The sequence below is a fragment of the Undibacterium sp. JH2W genome (genome assembly GCF_049340425.1).
Taxonomy (GTDB): Bacteria; Pseudomonadota; Gammaproteobacteria; order Burkholderiales; family Burkholderiaceae_D; genus Undibacterium.
The window spans coordinates 254,687-271,379 of sequence record NZ_JBMPOT010000002.1 but is presented as its reverse complement, the minus strand read 5'-3'; the positions used below and the strand labels follow the sequence as shown (position 1 = coordinate 271,379).

At 49.8% G+C, this 16,693-nt stretch carries 15 protein-coding genes; 3 read left to right on the top strand and 12 right to left on the bottom strand.

All coding sequences use genetic code 11. The features are described from left to right. Positions 1–2: 2 nt before the first annotated feature. Complete coding sequence (locus tag ACO0LC_RS03495) at positions 3–767, bottom strand: GNAT family N-acetyltransferase (RefSeq protein ID WP_423000676.1); 765 nt, start codon at positions 765–767, stop codon at positions 3–5. Between the two features lie 234 nt (positions 768–1,001). Continuing rightward, positions 1,002–1,460 (bottom strand): hypothetical protein, encoded by a 459-nt coding sequence (locus ACO0LC_RS03490; protein WP_423000674.1) that lies wholly within the window; start codon positions 1,458–1,460, stop codon positions 1,002–1,004. Between the two features lie 196 nt (positions 1,461–1,656). Here ACO0LC_RS03490 and pstS point away from each other — a divergent pair, with 196 nt between their 5' ends. Continuing rightward, positions 1,657–2,721: a phosphate ABC transporter substrate-binding protein PstS gene (pstS, locus tag ACO0LC_RS03485; RefSeq protein ID WP_423000672.1), complete on the top strand. Its 1,065-nt coding sequence runs from the start codon at positions 1,657–1,659 to the stop codon at positions 2,719–2,721. Here pstS and ACO0LC_RS03480 read toward each other — a convergent pair. The 7 genes from ACO0LC_RS03480 to ACO0LC_RS03450 form a co-directional block, all read right to left on the bottom strand. Beyond that, positions 2,718–3,491 carry a DUF4184 family protein gene (locus ACO0LC_RS03480; protein WP_423000670.1) on the bottom strand — a complete coding sequence of 258 codons (774 nt, stop codon included), beginning with the start codon at positions 3,489–3,491 and terminating at the stop codon, positions 2,718–2,720. The two genes, pstS and ACO0LC_RS03480, sit on opposite strands and share 4 nt — an antisense overlap. A gap of 63 nt (positions 3,492–3,554) precedes the next feature. Further along, complete coding sequence (locus ACO0LC_RS03475; RefSeq protein WP_423000668.1) at positions 3,555–4,205, bottom strand: VOC family protein; 651 nt, start codon at positions 4,203–4,205, stop codon at positions 3,555–3,557. Positions 4,206–4,238: 33 nt separating this feature from the next. After that, a complete protein-coding gene (locus tag ACO0LC_RS03470; protein ID WP_423000666.1) occupies positions 4,239–5,147 on the bottom strand; it encodes a hypothetical protein in 909 nt (302 codons plus the stop codon). Positions 5,148–5,272: 125 nt separating this feature from the next. After that, on the bottom strand, positions 5,273–5,779 hold the full coding sequence (locus tag ACO0LC_RS03465) for a hypothetical protein (protein ID WP_423000664.1): 507 nt from the start codon (positions 5,777–5,779) through the stop codon (positions 5,273–5,275). 31 nt (positions 5,780–5,810) lie between these two features. Continuing rightward, positions 5,811–6,488, bottom strand: coding sequence for a hypothetical protein (locus tag ACO0LC_RS03460; RefSeq protein ID WP_423000662.1), 678 nt, complete (start codon positions 6,486–6,488; stop codon positions 5,811–5,813). A gap of 131 nt (positions 6,489–6,619) precedes the next feature. Then, positions 6,620–7,936, bottom strand: a complete 1,317-nt coding sequence (locus tag ACO0LC_RS03455; RefSeq protein ID WP_423000660.1) for a cytochrome c — start codon at positions 7,934–7,936, stop codon at positions 6,620–6,622. Positions 7,937–7,989: 53 nt separating this feature from the next. Continuing rightward, positions 7,990–8,733, bottom strand: a complete 744-nt coding sequence (locus tag ACO0LC_RS03450; protein WP_423000658.1) for a c-type cytochrome — start codon at positions 8,731–8,733, stop codon at positions 7,990–7,992. A 1,154-nt stretch (positions 8,734–9,887) separates the two neighbouring features. Here ACO0LC_RS03450 and rpoD point away from each other — a divergent pair. After that, positions 9,888–12,026, top strand: a complete 2,139-nt coding sequence (gene rpoD / locus ACO0LC_RS03445; RefSeq protein WP_423001035.1) for an RNA polymerase sigma factor RpoD — start codon at positions 9,888–9,890, stop codon at positions 12,024–12,026. A gap of 274 nt (positions 12,027–12,300) precedes the next feature. Here the strand turns inward: rpoD and ACO0LC_RS03440 are convergent, their stop codons facing one another. Both ACO0LC_RS03440 and pnuC read right to left on the bottom strand, forming a co-directional pair. Beyond that, positions 12,301–12,825 carry an AAA family ATPase gene (locus tag ACO0LC_RS03440; RefSeq protein ID WP_423000656.1) on the bottom strand — a complete coding sequence of 175 codons (525 nt, stop codon included), beginning with the start codon at positions 12,823–12,825 and terminating at the stop codon, positions 12,301–12,303. Beyond that, on the bottom strand, positions 12,813–13,403 hold the full coding sequence (pnuC, locus tag ACO0LC_RS03435) for a nicotinamide riboside transporter PnuC (protein WP_423000654.1): 591 nt from the start codon (positions 13,401–13,403) through the stop codon (positions 12,813–12,815). The genes ACO0LC_RS03440 and pnuC overlap by 13 nt, the downstream gene beginning before the upstream one ends. Before the next feature lie 205 nt (positions 13,404–13,608). Between pnuC and ACO0LC_RS03430 the strand changes: the two genes are divergently transcribed. Continuing rightward, complete coding sequence (locus tag ACO0LC_RS03430; protein ID WP_423000652.1) at positions 13,609–14,106, top strand: pilin; 498 nt, start codon at positions 13,609–13,611, stop codon at positions 14,104–14,106. Positions 14,107–14,190: 84 nt separating this feature from the next. On the opposite strand, the gene ACO0LC_RS03425 is transcribed toward ACO0LC_RS03430, so the two are convergent. Further along, complete coding sequence (locus ACO0LC_RS03425) at positions 14,191–16,470, bottom strand: TonB-dependent receptor plug domain-containing protein (RefSeq protein ID WP_423000650.1); 2,280 nt, start codon at positions 16,468–16,470, stop codon at positions 14,191–14,193. Positions 16,471–16,693 lie beyond the last annotated feature (223 nt).

Genomic DNA, 16,693 nt, shown 5'->3' with positions numbered 1-16,693 from the left:
CTTTATTGCTCCCCTGTGCCGTAATGGCGTGCGTAACGGTTGTCCAGATTCGCCAGCGGCAGCATGACGAATAAATCAGCACTATGAAAATCAGGGTCCCAGGCCGGGTCACCACAAACCCAGGCACCAGCGCGCAAATAACCTTTCAACAGCGGCGGGATGCGCGCCTCGGTAGAACTGCTATCGATTTCATCAAGAGGAAAAGGTGTGTGTGGCGTGACACGGTATTCCAGCGGGGAGAAATCTGCAGCAGACAAGCCACGGTAGATTGCCGCTGCATTCTGGCCGCCATCAGTCAGGCTGATACTGGCGCAACCTATCAGGTGCGAGCAACGTTCGCGGCGCATATAAGCGGCCAGGCCAGCCCACAGGAGCATGATGACGGCACCACTGCGATAATCAGGGTGGATGCAGGCGCGACCTGCTTCTGCCACGCTATTGCGTATATGCTGCAGACGGGAAAGGTCAAATTCAGTTTCGGAATAATAGCGACCCAGTTGACGGGCAGCGTTTGGCCCCAGTATGCGGTAAGTGCCTACCACTTTCAGGGTCTTGGAGTCGCGCACTATGAGGTGATCGCAATGCTCGTCAAATTCATCCTTATCCAGGCCATCTGGATTGGATAAGGCAGACAGGCCCATGCTTTCTATAAAGACTTTATAGCGTAGGCGCTGCACTTCTTTGACTTCTTTTGCCGTGGTAGCAAGGCTCAGATTAAGCTTGGAAAAACTGGGATTAGCATCGGCGGGTATCGTGAGTAATCGCATTCATCGTCCTTGTCATGTTGTTCGTTGATCCGACGAACGAAGAATAATCAAGGATTACTTCAGCAAGATGACAGACAGATGTCGGTTTGATGACAAGTCAAAAAAACAACAATCCTTGCTGATGTGTATCATGCAAGGATTGTTTTTGCGAAATTATCAGGGCCTGTTGCTTTTGGCGGCAAAACCTGACCTGCCCTATGCCGGGAAGAATAATTAAAGCAAGCAGAACTGATCTTACTTTTCTTTCTTTGGTCTGCCCGCTTTGAGCGGTGCCAGGCCAGCAATCAATTTCTTCAGGCTAGGCACGTCAGTCCTGCTCAACAAGGCAACACCTATGCGCAACAACTGGCTTTTCTTGACTTCCACACCCGCCTTCAGGCAGGCTTTTTTGACGGCACCCAGAGCTGCGTATTCGCTTTCTGGCATGGTGAAGCTATCACGTACCAGCTTGGCTTTCTTGACTTTTTCCAGCACCTCAGCCACTACTTTCACTTCTGTGGCTTTTGCCGCTGGCTTGCTGCGGACACTGGTTTTTGCCGCTGCCTTTACCGGTGCTTTTTCCACGGCAGCAGGTTTGCTGACGATTTTTTTCTTGAGAGCGGCGACTGGACTCTTCTTCACAGCCACGACTTTTTTCTCTGTACTTGCTGCTGCCACTACCGGACTTAATTTCTTCGATATTGCGGTTGCCATTCCAGCCTCCAGGTTAAAAAACATGTAAACAATATAAACAATTTATTGTTGATATGCAAGGAAGAAGCATAGCCAGCAGAAATGACAAGACCATTACGAAAAAACCGCCGCCAGCAATAATTTCTCATGTCATGAGATAATCCGCGCCATTTCACCGGGTAGCAATGCCCCACTCCTTTGGCATTAAATTTTTATTATGATTACACGCAATTCTCTCTTCTTGCCCCTGGCTTTACTCCTTACTCCCGTCATTTCTCATGCTGACATCCAGGGTTCCGGCTCATCTGCCGCTGCCCCCTTGTATCAAAAATGGGCCGACGCATATAGTAAAAATGGCGGCCCCACCATCGCCTACCAGGCGAGCGGTTCATCTGCAGGTATCAAGAAAATCAAGGAAAACACAGTAGAATTTGGCGCCAGCGATGCTGCGATGAGCCAGGCAGAACTAAAAAAAGAGAAATTGATACAATTTCCATCAGCCATTTCTGGTGTCGTACCTGTTATTAATTTGCCTGGCATCAAGACAGCGGACTTGCGCCTGACAGGTGAAGTACTGGCCAGCATATTTTCTGGCGATATCACAGTATGGAACGATGCGGCCATCACAGCCCTGAATCCCGGCCTGCGCCTGCCAAACAAGAATATAGAAGTGATCGTGCGCCAGGAGGGTTCAGGCACGACTTATAATTTTTCCGATTACCTGAGCAAAGTTAGCAAAAACTGGCAAACAAAATTTGGCAAGGGCCTCACCATCGTCTGGAACACCAGGCTGACACAGGTCAAGGGCAGTAGCAATATCGCCAGTACAGTCAAGAAAACACCCTACTCCATCAGCTATATAGATTATAACTACGTGAGCCAGGAAAAACTCGACTTTGCCCTGCTGCAAAATCGTGATGGCAAATTCATTGCCCCTTCTGCCGAGGCATTTTCATCCGCCCTGACGAATAGCAGCTGGAAAACCGATGCCAATTTTGAAGAGATGCTGACAGACAAGCCAGGCGCGAAATCCTGGCCCATCACCATGGGCACCTTCATCGTCATGCAGCAACGCGCCAAGGATGTACAGCAAACCACGGCCACCATGCAATTTTTTACCTGGGCCTTCATGCGTGGCGATCGCTATGTCAACAGCGTGGATTTTGTGCGCCTGCCGGATAGCCTGCAAGCCAGGATATTCAAGGAAATGACCACGGTCACCGATAAAAAAGGGGAAGTATTGAACTGGAATTTGCGTACCGACATGCACGCAAAAAATTAAGCAAGCCCCTGACTGCTTCCTCTGGCCCTGGCGATCAACAAGGCAGCAATCGTCAACAAGACTGCAAAGCCGCTAGTCGCGCACAAGGCCAGGCGAAAGAGAAATGCCTCATTCGCCTGGCTGGACATGTAAAAGGCAATTGGCAATGCCAGCAAGAATGCCGTCAATGCAGTGCTGACAAATAGTATGTAGCGCCACTGATCGTTCTCCCGGGGTTCCAGGATCACGATATGTGGTAGTTTCTCCAGCCATTGCCAATAGCAATATACCAGCCCCGTCACTCCCACCACGCTACTCAGATGCTGTAACAGGTGAAAGACTTGAGTATGAAAACCTGCAACCACGATGGTCTCACGCAAAACATCGAAGTAAGCAACGGCGAAACCATGGTCATGGGTAAAGGCATCCCAGACGATATGTGTCATTGCGCCCGAGAGCAAAGACAACGAGATCCAGAGGATTTGTGACCTCGACAAAGCTTGCGGCAAAGACGCATGTGCCTGCAGCGCCTGCCTCTGCATTTGTGGCAGCAAATAAATGAAATGCGCCTGCATCAGACGCATGAACATGAACACCAGCCAGCCCGCCGGCAGGCAAACCAGTAGCAAACCCAGCCATTGATGAGCTAGCGTGGCGAGATCAAAAGCAAATACGTAATAGCCGAGGTCCGGGGCTATGCTACCTATCACCAATGCCATGAGATTGAAACGCTGGGGGGCAAGACGCCGCAAGGGAAGTATGGCGAGCGGATGAGCAAAGGTCCAGGGCATGATGTTTGGTCTTAATTCTTTTTCAGAAAATATCAATACCGGCCCAATACCGGTTATAGCAATTCAAGACAATATTCTCGGTCCGACTGGGGTCTGCACATGTGCTAATAATTGTGGTGCCTGCGTTGCAGGAATTGCTGTGACCACGATATCACCCTTTATTTTCAAGTCTTGCAGGAGTTGTGAAATCCTGGCCGCATCAGGATGCAATAATTCCAGTTTCAGCAGGCTCATGCCCAGATCTTGCATATGTACGGCAGGGTGTGCCGCAGTATGCCACTCTATCAGTGCTGGCGCTATGCCATGGAGTGGCAAGGAACCGTCTTCCGGTATAGTGATCAGCCAGTGATTGCTGCCACGGCTCATAGGTTCGACCTTGCCCAGGTCTTCATGGCTAAGTTTCAAGCTCGCCTGGATGTTGCTGCTGCGTGCCACCCAGTTAGACAAGCGTGGCTGGCTACCAGGCTGCAGGGTATCGAGTGCAAACCAGCGTGGTCGCTCTGGTTTGCTAGCAGCAGGATTGATGGCGATCACTTCAAGGAATAATTCAGGTCCCAGACGCACAAACATATTGTGCGTGCCCATGCGCACATGTTCGCCACCTGTGCTGGGGTCTACCCCCAATACTTCCTTGACATAGGCTGCGCCCGAGATTAAATCAGGCGCAGTGATGGTGATGTGATCGAGTTCACAATACAACAAGTTGTTCTCCATATTTTCGAGGGATGATGTCAACTTGCTTCGCGCTTATTTTGCTTCTATGGCCTTGACTGGTGCAGGCACAGCCGGGGCTACTGGAAATGCATTTCTCCAGTTCTCTGGCGTGCATTGATCCCATTTCGCATTCGACACGTAAAACAATGCCGCCTGTTTGTGGGACAGGAAGTGGAAAGATGGCTGCTGGATTGCTTTTACTGAACCATCAGCAATGAAATATTCTATGGAAAAACGCGGATAAGCCATGACCAGACCACCTACGGCAAAAGACACATCTTCCGGCTTGATAATCTCTGCCACTTTATCTTCACTGGTACCAGTGGTAACTTCCATCAGACGCAGCCTGGTTTTTTCGAACAGTTCGCGCTCAGCCATGGATTCACGCGCATTATTAAGCTTGCGCAAAATTCCGAAAGGATTGGTGCCTATATCCACCAGGGAACCGATTTGTGACAGCGAAGGATTATTGACAACTTCGACAATACTACGCCAGGTAGACTTACCCGAAAATTGCAGAGTTACTGCAGTAGCGCTCTGGCTAGCCGCCAGCAAACCCTCTATCCAGGCATTGGCATCCTTGGCCCAGTGATATTTGGTAGCCGAGGTATAGCCACGGCAGCTATAAAATGCCAGGGCATCCTGTTTGGAGACTATACCCGAGAGTTTATTGTCGACAAACACCAGGCCACCGACCTCGCCATCCGTCATCGCCACGTAGGCGATATTGCGGCCCTGGGCATCTTTCATCTCGAAACGCTCCATGGCAGACTCTGGTGGCACTGTCGTGACGATATAGCGTGCATCTGATTTTTGATCGACCGCCAGGCTTTTGATAGGGCCAGTATTTTTATTGGGCTGGTCTACATTATTAGCAGCTAGAACAGGAGAGGATATGCACAGCGCGAGCGCAGGCAGGCAGGCAAGTAGAGTTGGTCGCATATGATGAAAAAGATTTATAAAGAAACAATCTTAACTTAAATTACTTCTTTATAGCATTTTTCATCTGCGAACTACAAGACAGCATTGCAATTTGTTACGATCAAACTTAACAATAGTCAAAGAAATTAATTAACGATGACTTCCATAATCTGGAAGATTTCAGGAAAATCATCACGCTGCGCCTTGACATGGTAGACACCAGCTTTATCTGGCGCTGTATAGCGGCCCAGTATATCCATGCTGCCCGCATTGACCTCCACCAATGACCAGCTTACAGGTTGCCGTATAAAGAAAATATCTGGCGGATAATTGATACTAGCAGAAAAGAAATACTGAGAACCCGCCTTGACGGTGACGCTTTTGGTTTCAACATGCAAATAGGGAGTAAACACTGTGGCTGCTCCACTTTCTACCTTAACTGTAGCAAGAGCTATCAGCACCGGGAAATCCTCTCTTTGTACTTGCACATGATAGACGCCAGGCTTATCTGGCGCAGTGTACTCACCATTGCTAGTGATGCTGCCTCCATTCGCCTCTTGCACCGTCCACGTCACTGGTTGACGCAGGTAATTAATATTGGGCGGATAATTGATAACTGCGGCAAAACTCAGCTTGCCGCCGGCCGCAACCACCGCAGCGGCTGGAGAGAGTTCCAGTATGGGTTTAAGGATTATCCAGTGGCTGCCCGACGGCAATGGCCCTGACCAACAATTCCAGCGCCTGCGTTTGTTGAGCAACACTCATTTTTGCTTTCAGCGCATCCAGTAATTTATCCTGGACGTCACCGCCACCAGTATTGGCTGCGGTTGCGGCTTTCAGTGGCGTGCTATAAAAATCAGGTAATTTACTGACATCAATAAAATTCAACAAGGTCAGACTGACATCGGTCTGAGCTTGCTTGATGGCAGCGGCTGTCACGGTTTTTTCTATCGCTGCAGCATCCGGGCTAGCAAATATTGTGCGCATGTCGCCACGCATCAGGCGAGTGGACAACATATCAGTCAAAGGGGTCAGGTTAATGGTTCCTGCATTGATGGTAATTGCATGCAACTTCTTACCATCTGCCGGATTAATGATCTGCAAAACACAAGGCAATGCGCCGCCAGTTATCGTTAAAGCAAAACCACCATCGGAAGCTGTTGTGGTGGTGCTACTACCAGTGCGACATTTGACATTGACAGGGGCGCCGGATAACGCCATTCCTGTCGCAGCCGTGCCGGACAAATTCAATCCAGCCACAGTCGTTACTACGCCAGAGCTCACACTAGTGCTCGCACCACCACCACACGCCGCCAACAAAGCTGTATATACGCAAAAAGTCAGGGCCAAAACGCTTTTCAATTGCCTTGCCTTGCAAATATTTTTGATATGAGCCTAGTGTAAGACCTGCTAGCATTCAAATATGTTGAAAAATGTATTTAAATTGTCACCAAATTGTATTTACCACTGAATTTGTAACTACCTGGCCAGACTCAGTCATTGGCCGCGGTGCGGTAGCGATTGACTTCTGCCGAAGTCAGCACAGCTGCCTTATTACCCCAGGCATTGCGCGCATAGCTGAGCACCAGCGCGACTTCGCTATCATTGAGCATATGGGCAAATGGCGGCATGCCATACGGACGGGGATTGCCACTGGTCACAGGCGGGAAACCACCTGACAACACCATGCGCACAGGATTCGATACAGCCTGGCTGAGCAATGCCGGGTTGGCTCTGAGGGCAGGATAAATATTGGGCACGCCCTCCCCCTGTTCGCCATGACAATCCATACAGTGGGTTTTGTACAATGCAGCGCCTTGCTTCATGACACTGCCCATATTTTCCGCACTCAGTTCAGGGCCAGCCATGGCCTGGTCAAACATATCTTTTTCTGCTGCCTGCACAGTAGGAATCGCTTGCAGATAAGTCACTATGGAATTGATATCGGCATCAGACAAATGCTGGGTACTGCCTGCCACTACCTCAGCCATGGGGCCAGATACAGCGGTATGCTGATTGACGCCGGATTTCAGCAAGGCGACCAATTCTTGCGCAGGCCACCTTGCCAAACTGACTTCCTTGCTGTTGGTCAGTGCCGGTGCATACCAGCTCGTCAATTCGCCACCAGACAAATCACTGACACCCGCATTGGCGCCCAGACCATTGCGACTGCTATGGCAGGCACTGCAATGGCAGGCACTGCAATGACCCAGGCCCTTGACCAGATAGGCACCGCGGTTCCATTCTACTGATTTGCTTTTGTCTTCCTGGTAGCTAGTGGGTCTGAAATAAGCAGCGCGCCAAAATGCCAGCAAAGCCCGTTGATCATAAGGGAAGCGCAATTCATGCGCCTGGTTTGCTTTGTCCACTTTGGGCAAGGACATCAGGTAGGCATACATGGCATCTGCATCATTGCGTGACACCTGGGTGTAATTGGTGTAGGGGAAAGATGGATAGAGCATGCGCCCACCCTTGGATTTACCATTATGCAAGGCTTGCCAGAAATCCTCAGCCGTCCAACTGCCTATGCCAGTCTTGGCGTCGGGCGTGATATTAGGTGTTTTGAAGTTACCAAACTCGGTCTGTAGTAAACGTCCGCCAGCAAAGGCTGTCTCGCCTTTTACCGTGTGGCAGCCCATGCAATTTCCAGCCTTGACCAGATAGGCCCCCTTACTGATTTGATCAGTTGTAGACAACTTATCGGGGATGCTGGTCGCACTTTTATCGTCAACCAGATAATAACCAAAACCAGCCACGGCGGCGGCCCCTGCCAGCAATAACAATAAAACAGACAATACAATTTTTTTCATAAACTTGTTACGACTAAGTGATTCACCATTGGAGATAAATGCCCTGCACCAGCTTACCGCGCCACGCTACCGCAATTGAGCGGCAATTGTGCATATTCATCCGCCCTCAAAATAGGGGCAACGCTATCAGTCGGCACGTTCTGCACTGCCAGCCAACTGGAGACGGCAGCAATATCCTCGGGCCTAAGCTTGCCAGCGACTTGCTGCATGCAATCAGGAGCATGGGCTTTGCGGCTACCGGTTTGCCAGGCACCCAATTGGGCTATCAGATAATCACGCGGCAAACCCAATAAGCCGGGAACAAAGGGAGCAAGCCCCGTCATACCCTTGCCGTGGCAAGACACGCACGCAGGCAATCCACGCGCTTTGTCGCCTTGCACTACCAGCAGCCTGCCCTGCTCCAGCAGACTGGCATTGGCTAGGCTGGCTTGTGGTGCAGAATAAGGTGGATGCTGGCTGGCAAAATACTCAGCAATCTCTTTCAGGTAAGCATCCGACATATGGGCAACCATATAACGCATGGCAGGATAAGTGCGTTTACCATCCCTGAAATTGAGTAATTGATTATATAAATAGCCAGCAGGCTTGCCAGCAATGCGCGGATAAAAACCATCGCTATTCGCCCTGCCCTCGGCCCCATGGCAGGCGGTGCAGGCTTTCAGCCTCTGCTCCAGAGTATCAGGTACTTTTTGCGTAAGCTGTGCAGACGCCATCAATGGCACGCCCAATAGCAGATAAAGTAGACTGGATTTCAAACGGGATTTCAAATGAAATTTGAAATAAGATGCAATGGACATGGTGATAACAACAAATGTTTGCACAAAGACGCTAGCTTAACAGTTTGTCCAATTTCTTTGCCAAACACTGCAACAAACACTGATCTACATCAAACCTTGCCAAGTAACACACTACTTGAAGCCTAAAGCAAATTGCCTTAAAACCCAGGCATGACCTACATCTCTGCGCCCTACCGCAGTTTGTCTGACAGCCTAGCCAGTGGCAGCAAGAAATTTTCTGCAAAAGAAAGCAAAGTCTTGCTTGTCAAGAACGCCTAAGCCGAGGATAATTCTGCCCTTTCGTCTCTTTTGAGGCCCAGATTCAGCAAGATGACCTGGCCCGCTTTTACCAGCGGGCTTTTTTATCCGCGCCGCGCCTGCCGTTGATCTGCAAATGATGATCGCCAGCAGCTTTTCGCCCTTGCTATTGCCAAACACCATTGACAAGCATTTGTTGTCGTATTCGAATTTGTTACATGAAAAATAGCTTAACTGACTCAAACACTGCACCTCCTACAACAAAAACAGGTTCAACCCTCACCCTAGGCAAGAAACCACCATTGCAACTGAACCGCCAGCCGCTCAGCCTTGCGCGCACGGCTACGGTACAAACTGTGCAAATGGTGGTTCCAGTTGTAGACACAACTGAAGACACGCCTACCCTGGTGACGACACCTGTGACTGTGATTACCAAGCGTCGCTCAAGATTGGCCTCAGCCTCGGCAGATGGCACGACAGATGCGACTGAAGATGCAGTGGATGCTCCAGTAGCCACAGATATTGAAAGTGCAGACGATGCCAGCGCGACATTCGCAACTCCTTCGTCAGATTTCGCTGGCGTACAAGTTGCAGAAGCGGTAGAGGCTGGCAATAAGCCAGAAACCGTTGCGACCACTGCCGATGCTGAAGTGGCCAAGCCACGTGTCGTAGTGATACGCAAAAGCGGTCCAAAACTGGCCAAGAAGTTATTGCTGGCTGACCAGCCTGCGACTCCTGCACCCACGCTGATCAAGCGCGAGGCACGCATAGGCTCAGGTAAGCTGGCGCCACCGGCACCTGTAGTAACACTGAAACCTGTAGCCCCAGCCACACCTGGCGCAGTTGCCGGATTTGTGGCATCAGCGACGCCAGCCACATCCTCTATTCCTGCCAGAACTGTCGCATCGGTGGCACCTATGACTCCTGTGGCACGCACTACTCCGGTAGCCATGGACGTAGCCACTGCCCTGAATGCCATCGTATCGGCTTCGCCTGCAGCAGCCGCAACCAGCATCAAGGATATAGATACATCGGCTTATGTCTTGCCAGCCATGCGCGAGCCTGCCAAACGTGGCCGCAAGTCTTCTGAATTTCATTTTGAAAATGATGAAATCCAGGCGCTGAATGCAGCTGAATCAGCAGAAATGAAGCGCGCGGCCCGTGTCAAGGCCAAGAAGCCTAGCGCAGCCAATGCGGCCAGCCAGGAAGCGCAGCTGGAGCTGTATCGCAAGCAATTGACTAAATTGATCAATCTGGGTAAGGATCGCAGTTACCTGACCCACGCAGAAATCAACGATCATCTGCCCGATGATGTTGCCGATGCCGAGATGATACAAGGCGTAGTCAGCACCCTCAACGACATGGGTATTGCTGTGTATGACGCAGCACCAGATGCCGCCATGATGCTGTTGACTGACAACGTCGCCAACAATGTCACGGAAGATGAAGCAGAAGCCGCTGCTGCTGCCGCCTTGGCGACGGTAGATTCTGACTTTGGTCGCACCACTGACCCGGTACGTATGTACATGCGTGAAATGGGTGGTGTAGAGCTGCTGACACGTTCAGGTGAAATTGAAATCGCCAAACGCATAGAAGATGGCTTGAAAGACATGGTGCAAGCCATCTCTGCCTGCCCTGGCACCATACAAGAGATACTGGTGATTGCTGACAAGATCGCCAAAGATGAAATCCGTGTGGATGACATCATTGACGGCTTGCTGGACCCGGATGCAAGCGATGCACCGGCTATAGAACTCAGCGACAATGATGATCTCGACGATCTGGATGACGACGATGATGCAGTAGCAGAAAACGCCAGCGGCATCAGCGATGAGCAATTGCAACACATGAAAAATGTGGTCTTGCAAAAATTTGCCATCGTCAGCATGCGCTTTGAGCAAATGCAGGCTGCCCGCGCTGCAGATGGCTACAAATCGCCTGCCTACCAGCAGGCACAATTGGCCATCACGCGTGAATTGCAAGGTATGCGTTTCAGCGTCAAGACGGCAGAAAAGCTGTGTGACTCTTTGCGCAAGCAAATGAAGACCATGCGCCAGACTGAAAAGCAGATGTTGGAATTGATGGTCAATAAATGTGGCATGCCACGCGCTTATTTTGTTGAGCATTTCCGTCAAAATGCGACCAACCCTGAGTGGCTGAACAAAGAAATCAATGGTACATCCAGCTATGCCGCCATCCTGGGTCGCAACATCCATGCAGCCCGTGAATTGCAGCAAAAGCTGATCGACCTGGAACACAATGTCAGCCTGCCCTTGCATGATCTGCGTGAAATCAACAAGCAGATGGTGGCCGGTGAAAAACGTTCCAGCGAAGCCAAGGCCGCCATGACTGAGGCCAACTTGCGCCTGGTGATTTCCATCGCCAAGAAATATGTCAACCGTGGCCTGCAATTCCTGGACCTGATCCAGGAAGGCAATATCGGTTTGCTCAAGGCCGTGGATAAATTTGAATACCGTCGCGGCTATAAATTCTCTACCTATGCAACCTGGTGGATCAGGCAGGCAATTGCCCGCGCGATTGCTGATCAGGCACGCACTATCCGTGTGCCAGTGCACATGATAGAAACCATCAATAAGATGAACCGCGTGCGTCGCCAGCTCTTGCAAACCACCGGTCTGGAACCAGAACCTGCAGCGATCGCCGAAAAAATGGGCCTGCCAGAAGGCAAGGTAAGGGAAATCCTGAAGATCGCGAAAGAACCGGTTTCCCTCGACGTGCCTATCGGTGACGACGGTGATTCACAATTGGGTGACTTCATTGAAGACAGCATGACCCTGTCGCCTATGGCAGCGGCAATGCAGGCTTCTGTACAAGAAAAATTGAAAGAAGCACTGGACTCCTTAAGCCCACGCGAAGCCAAGGTCTTGCGCATGCGCTTTGGCCTGGAAACCAGTACAGAATTCACGCTGGAAGAAGTGGGCAAGCAATTTGAAGTCACGCGTGAACGCATACGTCAAATTGAATCCAAGGCCATGAAAAAACTGCGCCACCCAGCCCGTGCTGACCACCTGAAGAGTTTGATGGAAAGCAGCTAAGTCATCATAGCTTCAAATCAAAAAGCACTGCATCTTCATGATTGCAGTGCTTTTTTTATTGGCGCAGCTCTATTAAAACACCATGATGAAGTACTGACAGCCAAGCTGTAAGCTAAGGAGCAATGCTTTTAAAAACAAAGTGTAATCAGCACTCTCGTAATTTCGTAGGAGCGGCTTTAGCCGCGAACAATGTGCCGTGCCAATGATTATCGACAGTAACAGGCATTCACGGCTGAAGCCGCTCCTACATAAGGGTACTTAAGGGATTTCTACATTAACTGAGCAGGAAAGACAGGGCAAACTGTACCTGTTCCAGCCGTGCCTGCGTGCTGCCCTCAACCAGCAAGAAAGGAATTTCTCGCTCATCGAGCACATTCAACACTTCTTCATGCACGCGATCACGCACATAGGCAGACTCACGCTGCAAGCCATCGGCCTGCCAGGGAAAATCCGGTGCAGTGACGAGGCAAAAATCATAGTGATGCGAGAGTTCCAGCTCCGCCAGTTCTGCATCCGGCTCACCAAAATAATGACGGCTATAGATGGCGGTCATGATGGGGCCGGTATCACAAAACAGCCATTGCCTGGCCTGCTTCACCAGCTCTGCTTCGCGCTGCACCTGCGTCCTGGCAATCAGGATTTGCTCTTCCTGCTTTGGCACTCGCTGATGCTGCTCGACAAATTCACGCAAATATTCAGGCACCCACAAAGTTTGATAATGGGCAGCCAAAGCCTCTGCCAGTATGGATTTACCGGAAGACTCTGCCCCCAGAATGACAACGCGATTTACCGGGGACATGCTTTACTCCAGACACGCAGGCCAGCGATGGCCATGAAAATGAAAATAGCATACAGCACGGCTGTCAACATCAAGCCCTTGTACACATACAAGCCCACATACAGGACATCGACGATAATCCAGACATGCCAGTTCTCCAGTTTTTTACGGCTCAGCAAAACCTGGCCCAACAAACTGCCTGCCGTCAGGAATCCATCGGCATAGGGCACATCGGTATCTGTATAGCGCTTCAAAAACCAGGCCAGCAAGACAAAAGCCAGCAGCGTCACTCCCACAGCAGCCCATCTGCCCTGCGCTTGCAAACGCGTCACAGGCAAGTGCTCATGCCCATCATCGCCACGCAACCAGCACATCCAACCCCAGACAGATACCAGGATAAAAACAAACTGCAAACCCATGTCACCATATAGTCTGGCGTCAAAAAATACCGCCGCATACAAGCCAGACGAAATAATGGAAAACAGCCATGCCCAGTGCAACTGCCTTATATTCAAAGCGACAGTAATAATGGAAAGTGCAAACGACAGCAGTTCCAGCAAGCTGGTGCTGAAGCCAAACAGGGGGATAGGATCATTCATCATGCATAAGAAAATTGGCTAGCCCGCATTATCAACGATAGTGCCATCGATGTCATAGTCAATTGCGCAACATGAGCGAGGCCAGGTAATGACAAATCCAGTATCATCCTGCACTACAGCTATATTTAGATTGTGATAAGCAATACTTATCCGCTATATTCCTAGAAACACACAACATTAATAGTATCAAGAGAAAACTGGCACCATGAAAAAACATTCGGGATTTACGCTATTGGAAATGATGGCAGTCATAGGGATTATTGCCATTTTAGCCTCAATGGCTGTTCCTTCCTATATGTTCAAGATCATCAGGGAACAACTGGAAACCGGGATAAAGTTTGCAGACATCGCCAAGAAGCCAGTGGAAGCAGCCTGGCTGCTTGAGCACAAATTTCCGGCCGATAATAAGACTGCAGGCTTGCCAGCGGCAGATAAGATAGTCAGTAATCTCATCAGCTCGGTTGCTGTTCAGGACGGTGTTGTCAATATCACCTTTGGAAATAGCGCCAATAGCGTACTCAAAGGCAAGGTCATCAGCTTGCGCCCGGCCGTGGTTGACGATGCTCCCATCGTACCGATTGCCTGGGTCTGTTCCACCGGCCCAGTGCCTGAAAAAATGACGGTCAAGGGTATAGACAGCACTACCGTCGCCCCAGCCAATCTACCGTCTTACTGCCGCCCTAAGGTAGAAGGAAAAAAATAAGCGGCACTTCGCAAGATACAGCGCTGTATAAGAAATACCAAAGACCAGCAAGGGCACTTCAGGGATGAAGTGCCCTTAATTATTTCAGAACTTATGTTCAAACATGACGCGGGCAGTCACTGTGGTAGGCGTGATATTGGTTTGAACCGAACCGTTACTGCCCGTATAGCTGCCAACACTGATGTTGTCCTGATGCAGAAGATTGCCCAGAGACACACGCAAATTTGTCTTGGGATCAAACTTCCACAGGGCGTATACATCCAGTACACGCTTGGGCACAGAATACGAACTCTGAACATCAGAAATTTTGACCTGACCACCGTCCTGGAAGCTGGCATTACCGCCTATGGTTAAAGGTATCTTGTCCAGTTTGTAATCTATACCAAGATTGGCGCTGACAGGTGTTTGTGAATCCAGACGATTATTTGGCCCAGCCACACTGCTAAGGCTAGACCAGTTGAAAGAGACATTCGCCCTGAAATCGATAGCCGGGGCCCCTTCTATCATTGCACGCAGAGGGAATTTGGCTTCCAGCTCTATGCCCTTGGTCGTTGCCTGACCATCATTGACTGGCATACTTACCCACTTGCCATTCGTATCCTGAGATAAATCTGTGCGGGTAATATCATTGATCCTGCGGAAAAATACACTGGCACTCAGCATACCGCCACCTGGCAGATAATGTTCATAGGCCATATCGAGGCCCCAAGCCAGTTCCGGCTTGAGGTTAGGATTGCCCTGAGTATCTGGATTACTGGCGCTGTTTTCATTCGAATAGAAACGACGCGGTATCAAACGGCTGGTATCGGGTGCTTTGTAGGTGCGGGTAATACCCAAGCGGACCTGGTCATTTTTACTATCTGGCAGCTTATACAAAGTCTGCAATATCGGGCTCCATACACTGGACTTGTTATGTATGCTGTAAGGAGTATTGTCCGAATTCGGACCAAGCGCTTTAAAACTACCACTGCTACGAGTATCAATACCCTCCCAGCGCAACCCACCATACACGGACCACTGCTTGGTTACATTCCATTCGTCCTGGGCAAACACCGCCATGCGGGTTACATCTGCATTGAAGTTTTCGTCAAGATCATTCGCTAATAAGGGGTAAAGCTTAAGTGTATTTGCGAGGAAATTAACATCGTCTTTTTGAGCTCGTGTCTCGCTGCGTTTGCTAAACGCACCATCCCAGCCAAATACAAATGAGTGATCCTGAACGAATGGCGCACTATATTTGCCACTCATGGTCAAGCCTTTGTCGGTCGCTCCGGAAACACTCTTGCGATCCAGTATTTGCGCATGATCCTCGTTATATCCTGCAAACCCGACATCCGAATTACGTTTGTTATAGTTCACACCCAATTTGACATCCAACTTGGCACTATCAGCCAACTTGTGTATCCAATTTAAATTAGTGCGCAGCATGGAAAATTCGGAATGTATTTTTTGCAAGTCGCTGCTATACACTGGCAGGAAACCATTGAACTGTGGATCATTTGACCTCACATCGCTGGAATAGCCATCAAAACGGTTCGCATTGACAAAGCTTTGTGTTGTTAGCGTATCACCATTTTCAAAATTCCAATTTACCCGAGGTGAAAAGCCCACGCTGTTGAAAGTCCCCCAACCAAGGTTGTAGGTATGGGTTTTGACATATGGATTGCCATTGGCATCTATACGGACTTCATCCGAATACGAAGGGCGCTCATATTGCCCATGATTGAGATTGCCGGAGATGGAATAAGACATGCGCCCGGCCTTGTCGGAGACCTGGTAATTGATATTCTCACCAAATTTGCCGCCATCCTCAAACAAACCAAGCTTGAGTTCCTTTTGTGCTGTCTGTACAGACTTTTTCAAGACAATATTGATCGAACCCGCAATTGACGCGGTGCTGAGGTCGGCTGTCGCTGCACGAATAACTTCTATGCGCTCTATCAAATCCGGCGACAAAGAATCCAGCGAAAAGCCCGGCGGGCTAGGTTCACCGTTGAGCATGATCTGGGTATACCCGGCACCCAGGCCACGCATGCGTATATCACCGCCGCGCCCCTGCACGCCGCCTATGGTAACGCCAGGCAAGCGCTTGAGCACTTCGCTGACCGTAGTATCGCCATAACGCACTATGTCTTCCTGGGTGACGACGATCTTGGTGGCGGTATCCTGGCGGCGCTCGTCATAATTACGTGTGCCCTGCACCTCTACTTTTTGCATCTTGGGTTCTAATGCTTTGGCATCTGCTTTTTCAGCAGGTTCAGGCTTGGCCGGATTGATGGTTTGTGCAAAAGAAGACTGGCTGAAAGCTGCCATGATCGCCAGAGATAAAATAGTCGGGCGCAAAGAAAGACTGGATACTGGCATATGATATTATTGTAACAACAGTGATATAGAGTGAACTTAAGACCATATCACATCAACCGAGTTCCTCCATGCAACAATTCGTTACTTAAGCTGCAAGCTCACTACGCCACTTAGTTTATTCAACATACCGCAATATACTTCCATCATGGCAGCTTTCTTGAAATACCTGATACAGAGATTTACACTATAGTTGTCAACGCAAAGATCCTGTCAAACATTGAAT

What these genes read in the sequence shown, in the direction of transcription:
- ACO0LC_RS03430 (WP_423000652.1), top strand. Translation starts at nt 13,609, where the DNA reads ATGAAAAAACATTCGGGATTTACGCTATTGGAAATGATGGCAGTCATA.
- ACO0LC_RS03480 (WP_423000670.1), bottom strand. Translation starts at nt 3,491, where the DNA reads ATGCCCTGGACCTTTGCTCATCCGCTCGCCATACTTCCCTTGCGGCGT.
- pstS (WP_423000672.1), top strand. Translation starts at nt 1,657, where the DNA reads ATGATTACACGCAATTCTCTCTTCTTGCCCCTGGCTTTACTCCTTACT.
- ACO0LC_RS03475 (WP_423000668.1), bottom strand. Translation starts at nt 4,205, where the DNA reads ATGGAGAACAACTTGTTGTATTGTGAACTCGATCACATCACCATCACT.
- ACO0LC_RS03425 (WP_423000650.1), bottom strand. Translation starts at nt 16,470, where the DNA reads ATGCCAGTATCCAGTCTTTCTTTGCGCCCGACTATTTTATCTCTGGCG.
- ACO0LC_RS03455 (WP_423000660.1), bottom strand. Translation starts at nt 7,936, where the DNA reads ATGAAAAAAATTGTATTGTCTGTTTTATTGTTATTGCTGGCAGGGGCC.
- pnuC (WP_423000654.1), bottom strand. Translation starts at nt 13,403, where the DNA reads ATGAATGATCCTATCCCCCTGTTTGGCTTCAGCACCAGCTTGCTGGAA.
- ACO0LC_RS03450 (WP_423000658.1), bottom strand. Translation starts at nt 8,733, where the DNA reads ATGTCCATTGCATCTTATTTCAAATTTCATTTGAAATCCCGTTTGAAA.
- ACO0LC_RS03440 (WP_423000656.1), bottom strand. Translation starts at nt 12,825, where the DNA reads ATGTCCCCGGTAAATCGCGTTGTCATTCTGGGGGCAGAGTCTTCCGGT.
- ACO0LC_RS03490 (WP_423000674.1), bottom strand. Translation starts at nt 1,460, where the DNA reads ATGGCAACCGCAATATCGAAGAAATTAAGTCCGGTAGTGGCAGCAGCA.
- ACO0LC_RS03470 (WP_423000666.1), bottom strand. Translation starts at nt 5,147, where the DNA reads ATGCGACCAACTCTACTTGCCTGCCTGCCTGCGCTCGCGCTGTGCATA.
- ACO0LC_RS03495 (WP_423000676.1), bottom strand. Translation starts at nt 767, where the DNA reads ATGCGATTACTCACGATACCCGCCGATGCTAATCCCAGTTTTTCCAAG.
- rpoD (WP_423001035.1), top strand. Translation starts at nt 9,888, where the DNA reads ATGACTCCTGTGGCACGCACTACTCCGGTAGCCATGGACGTAGCCACT.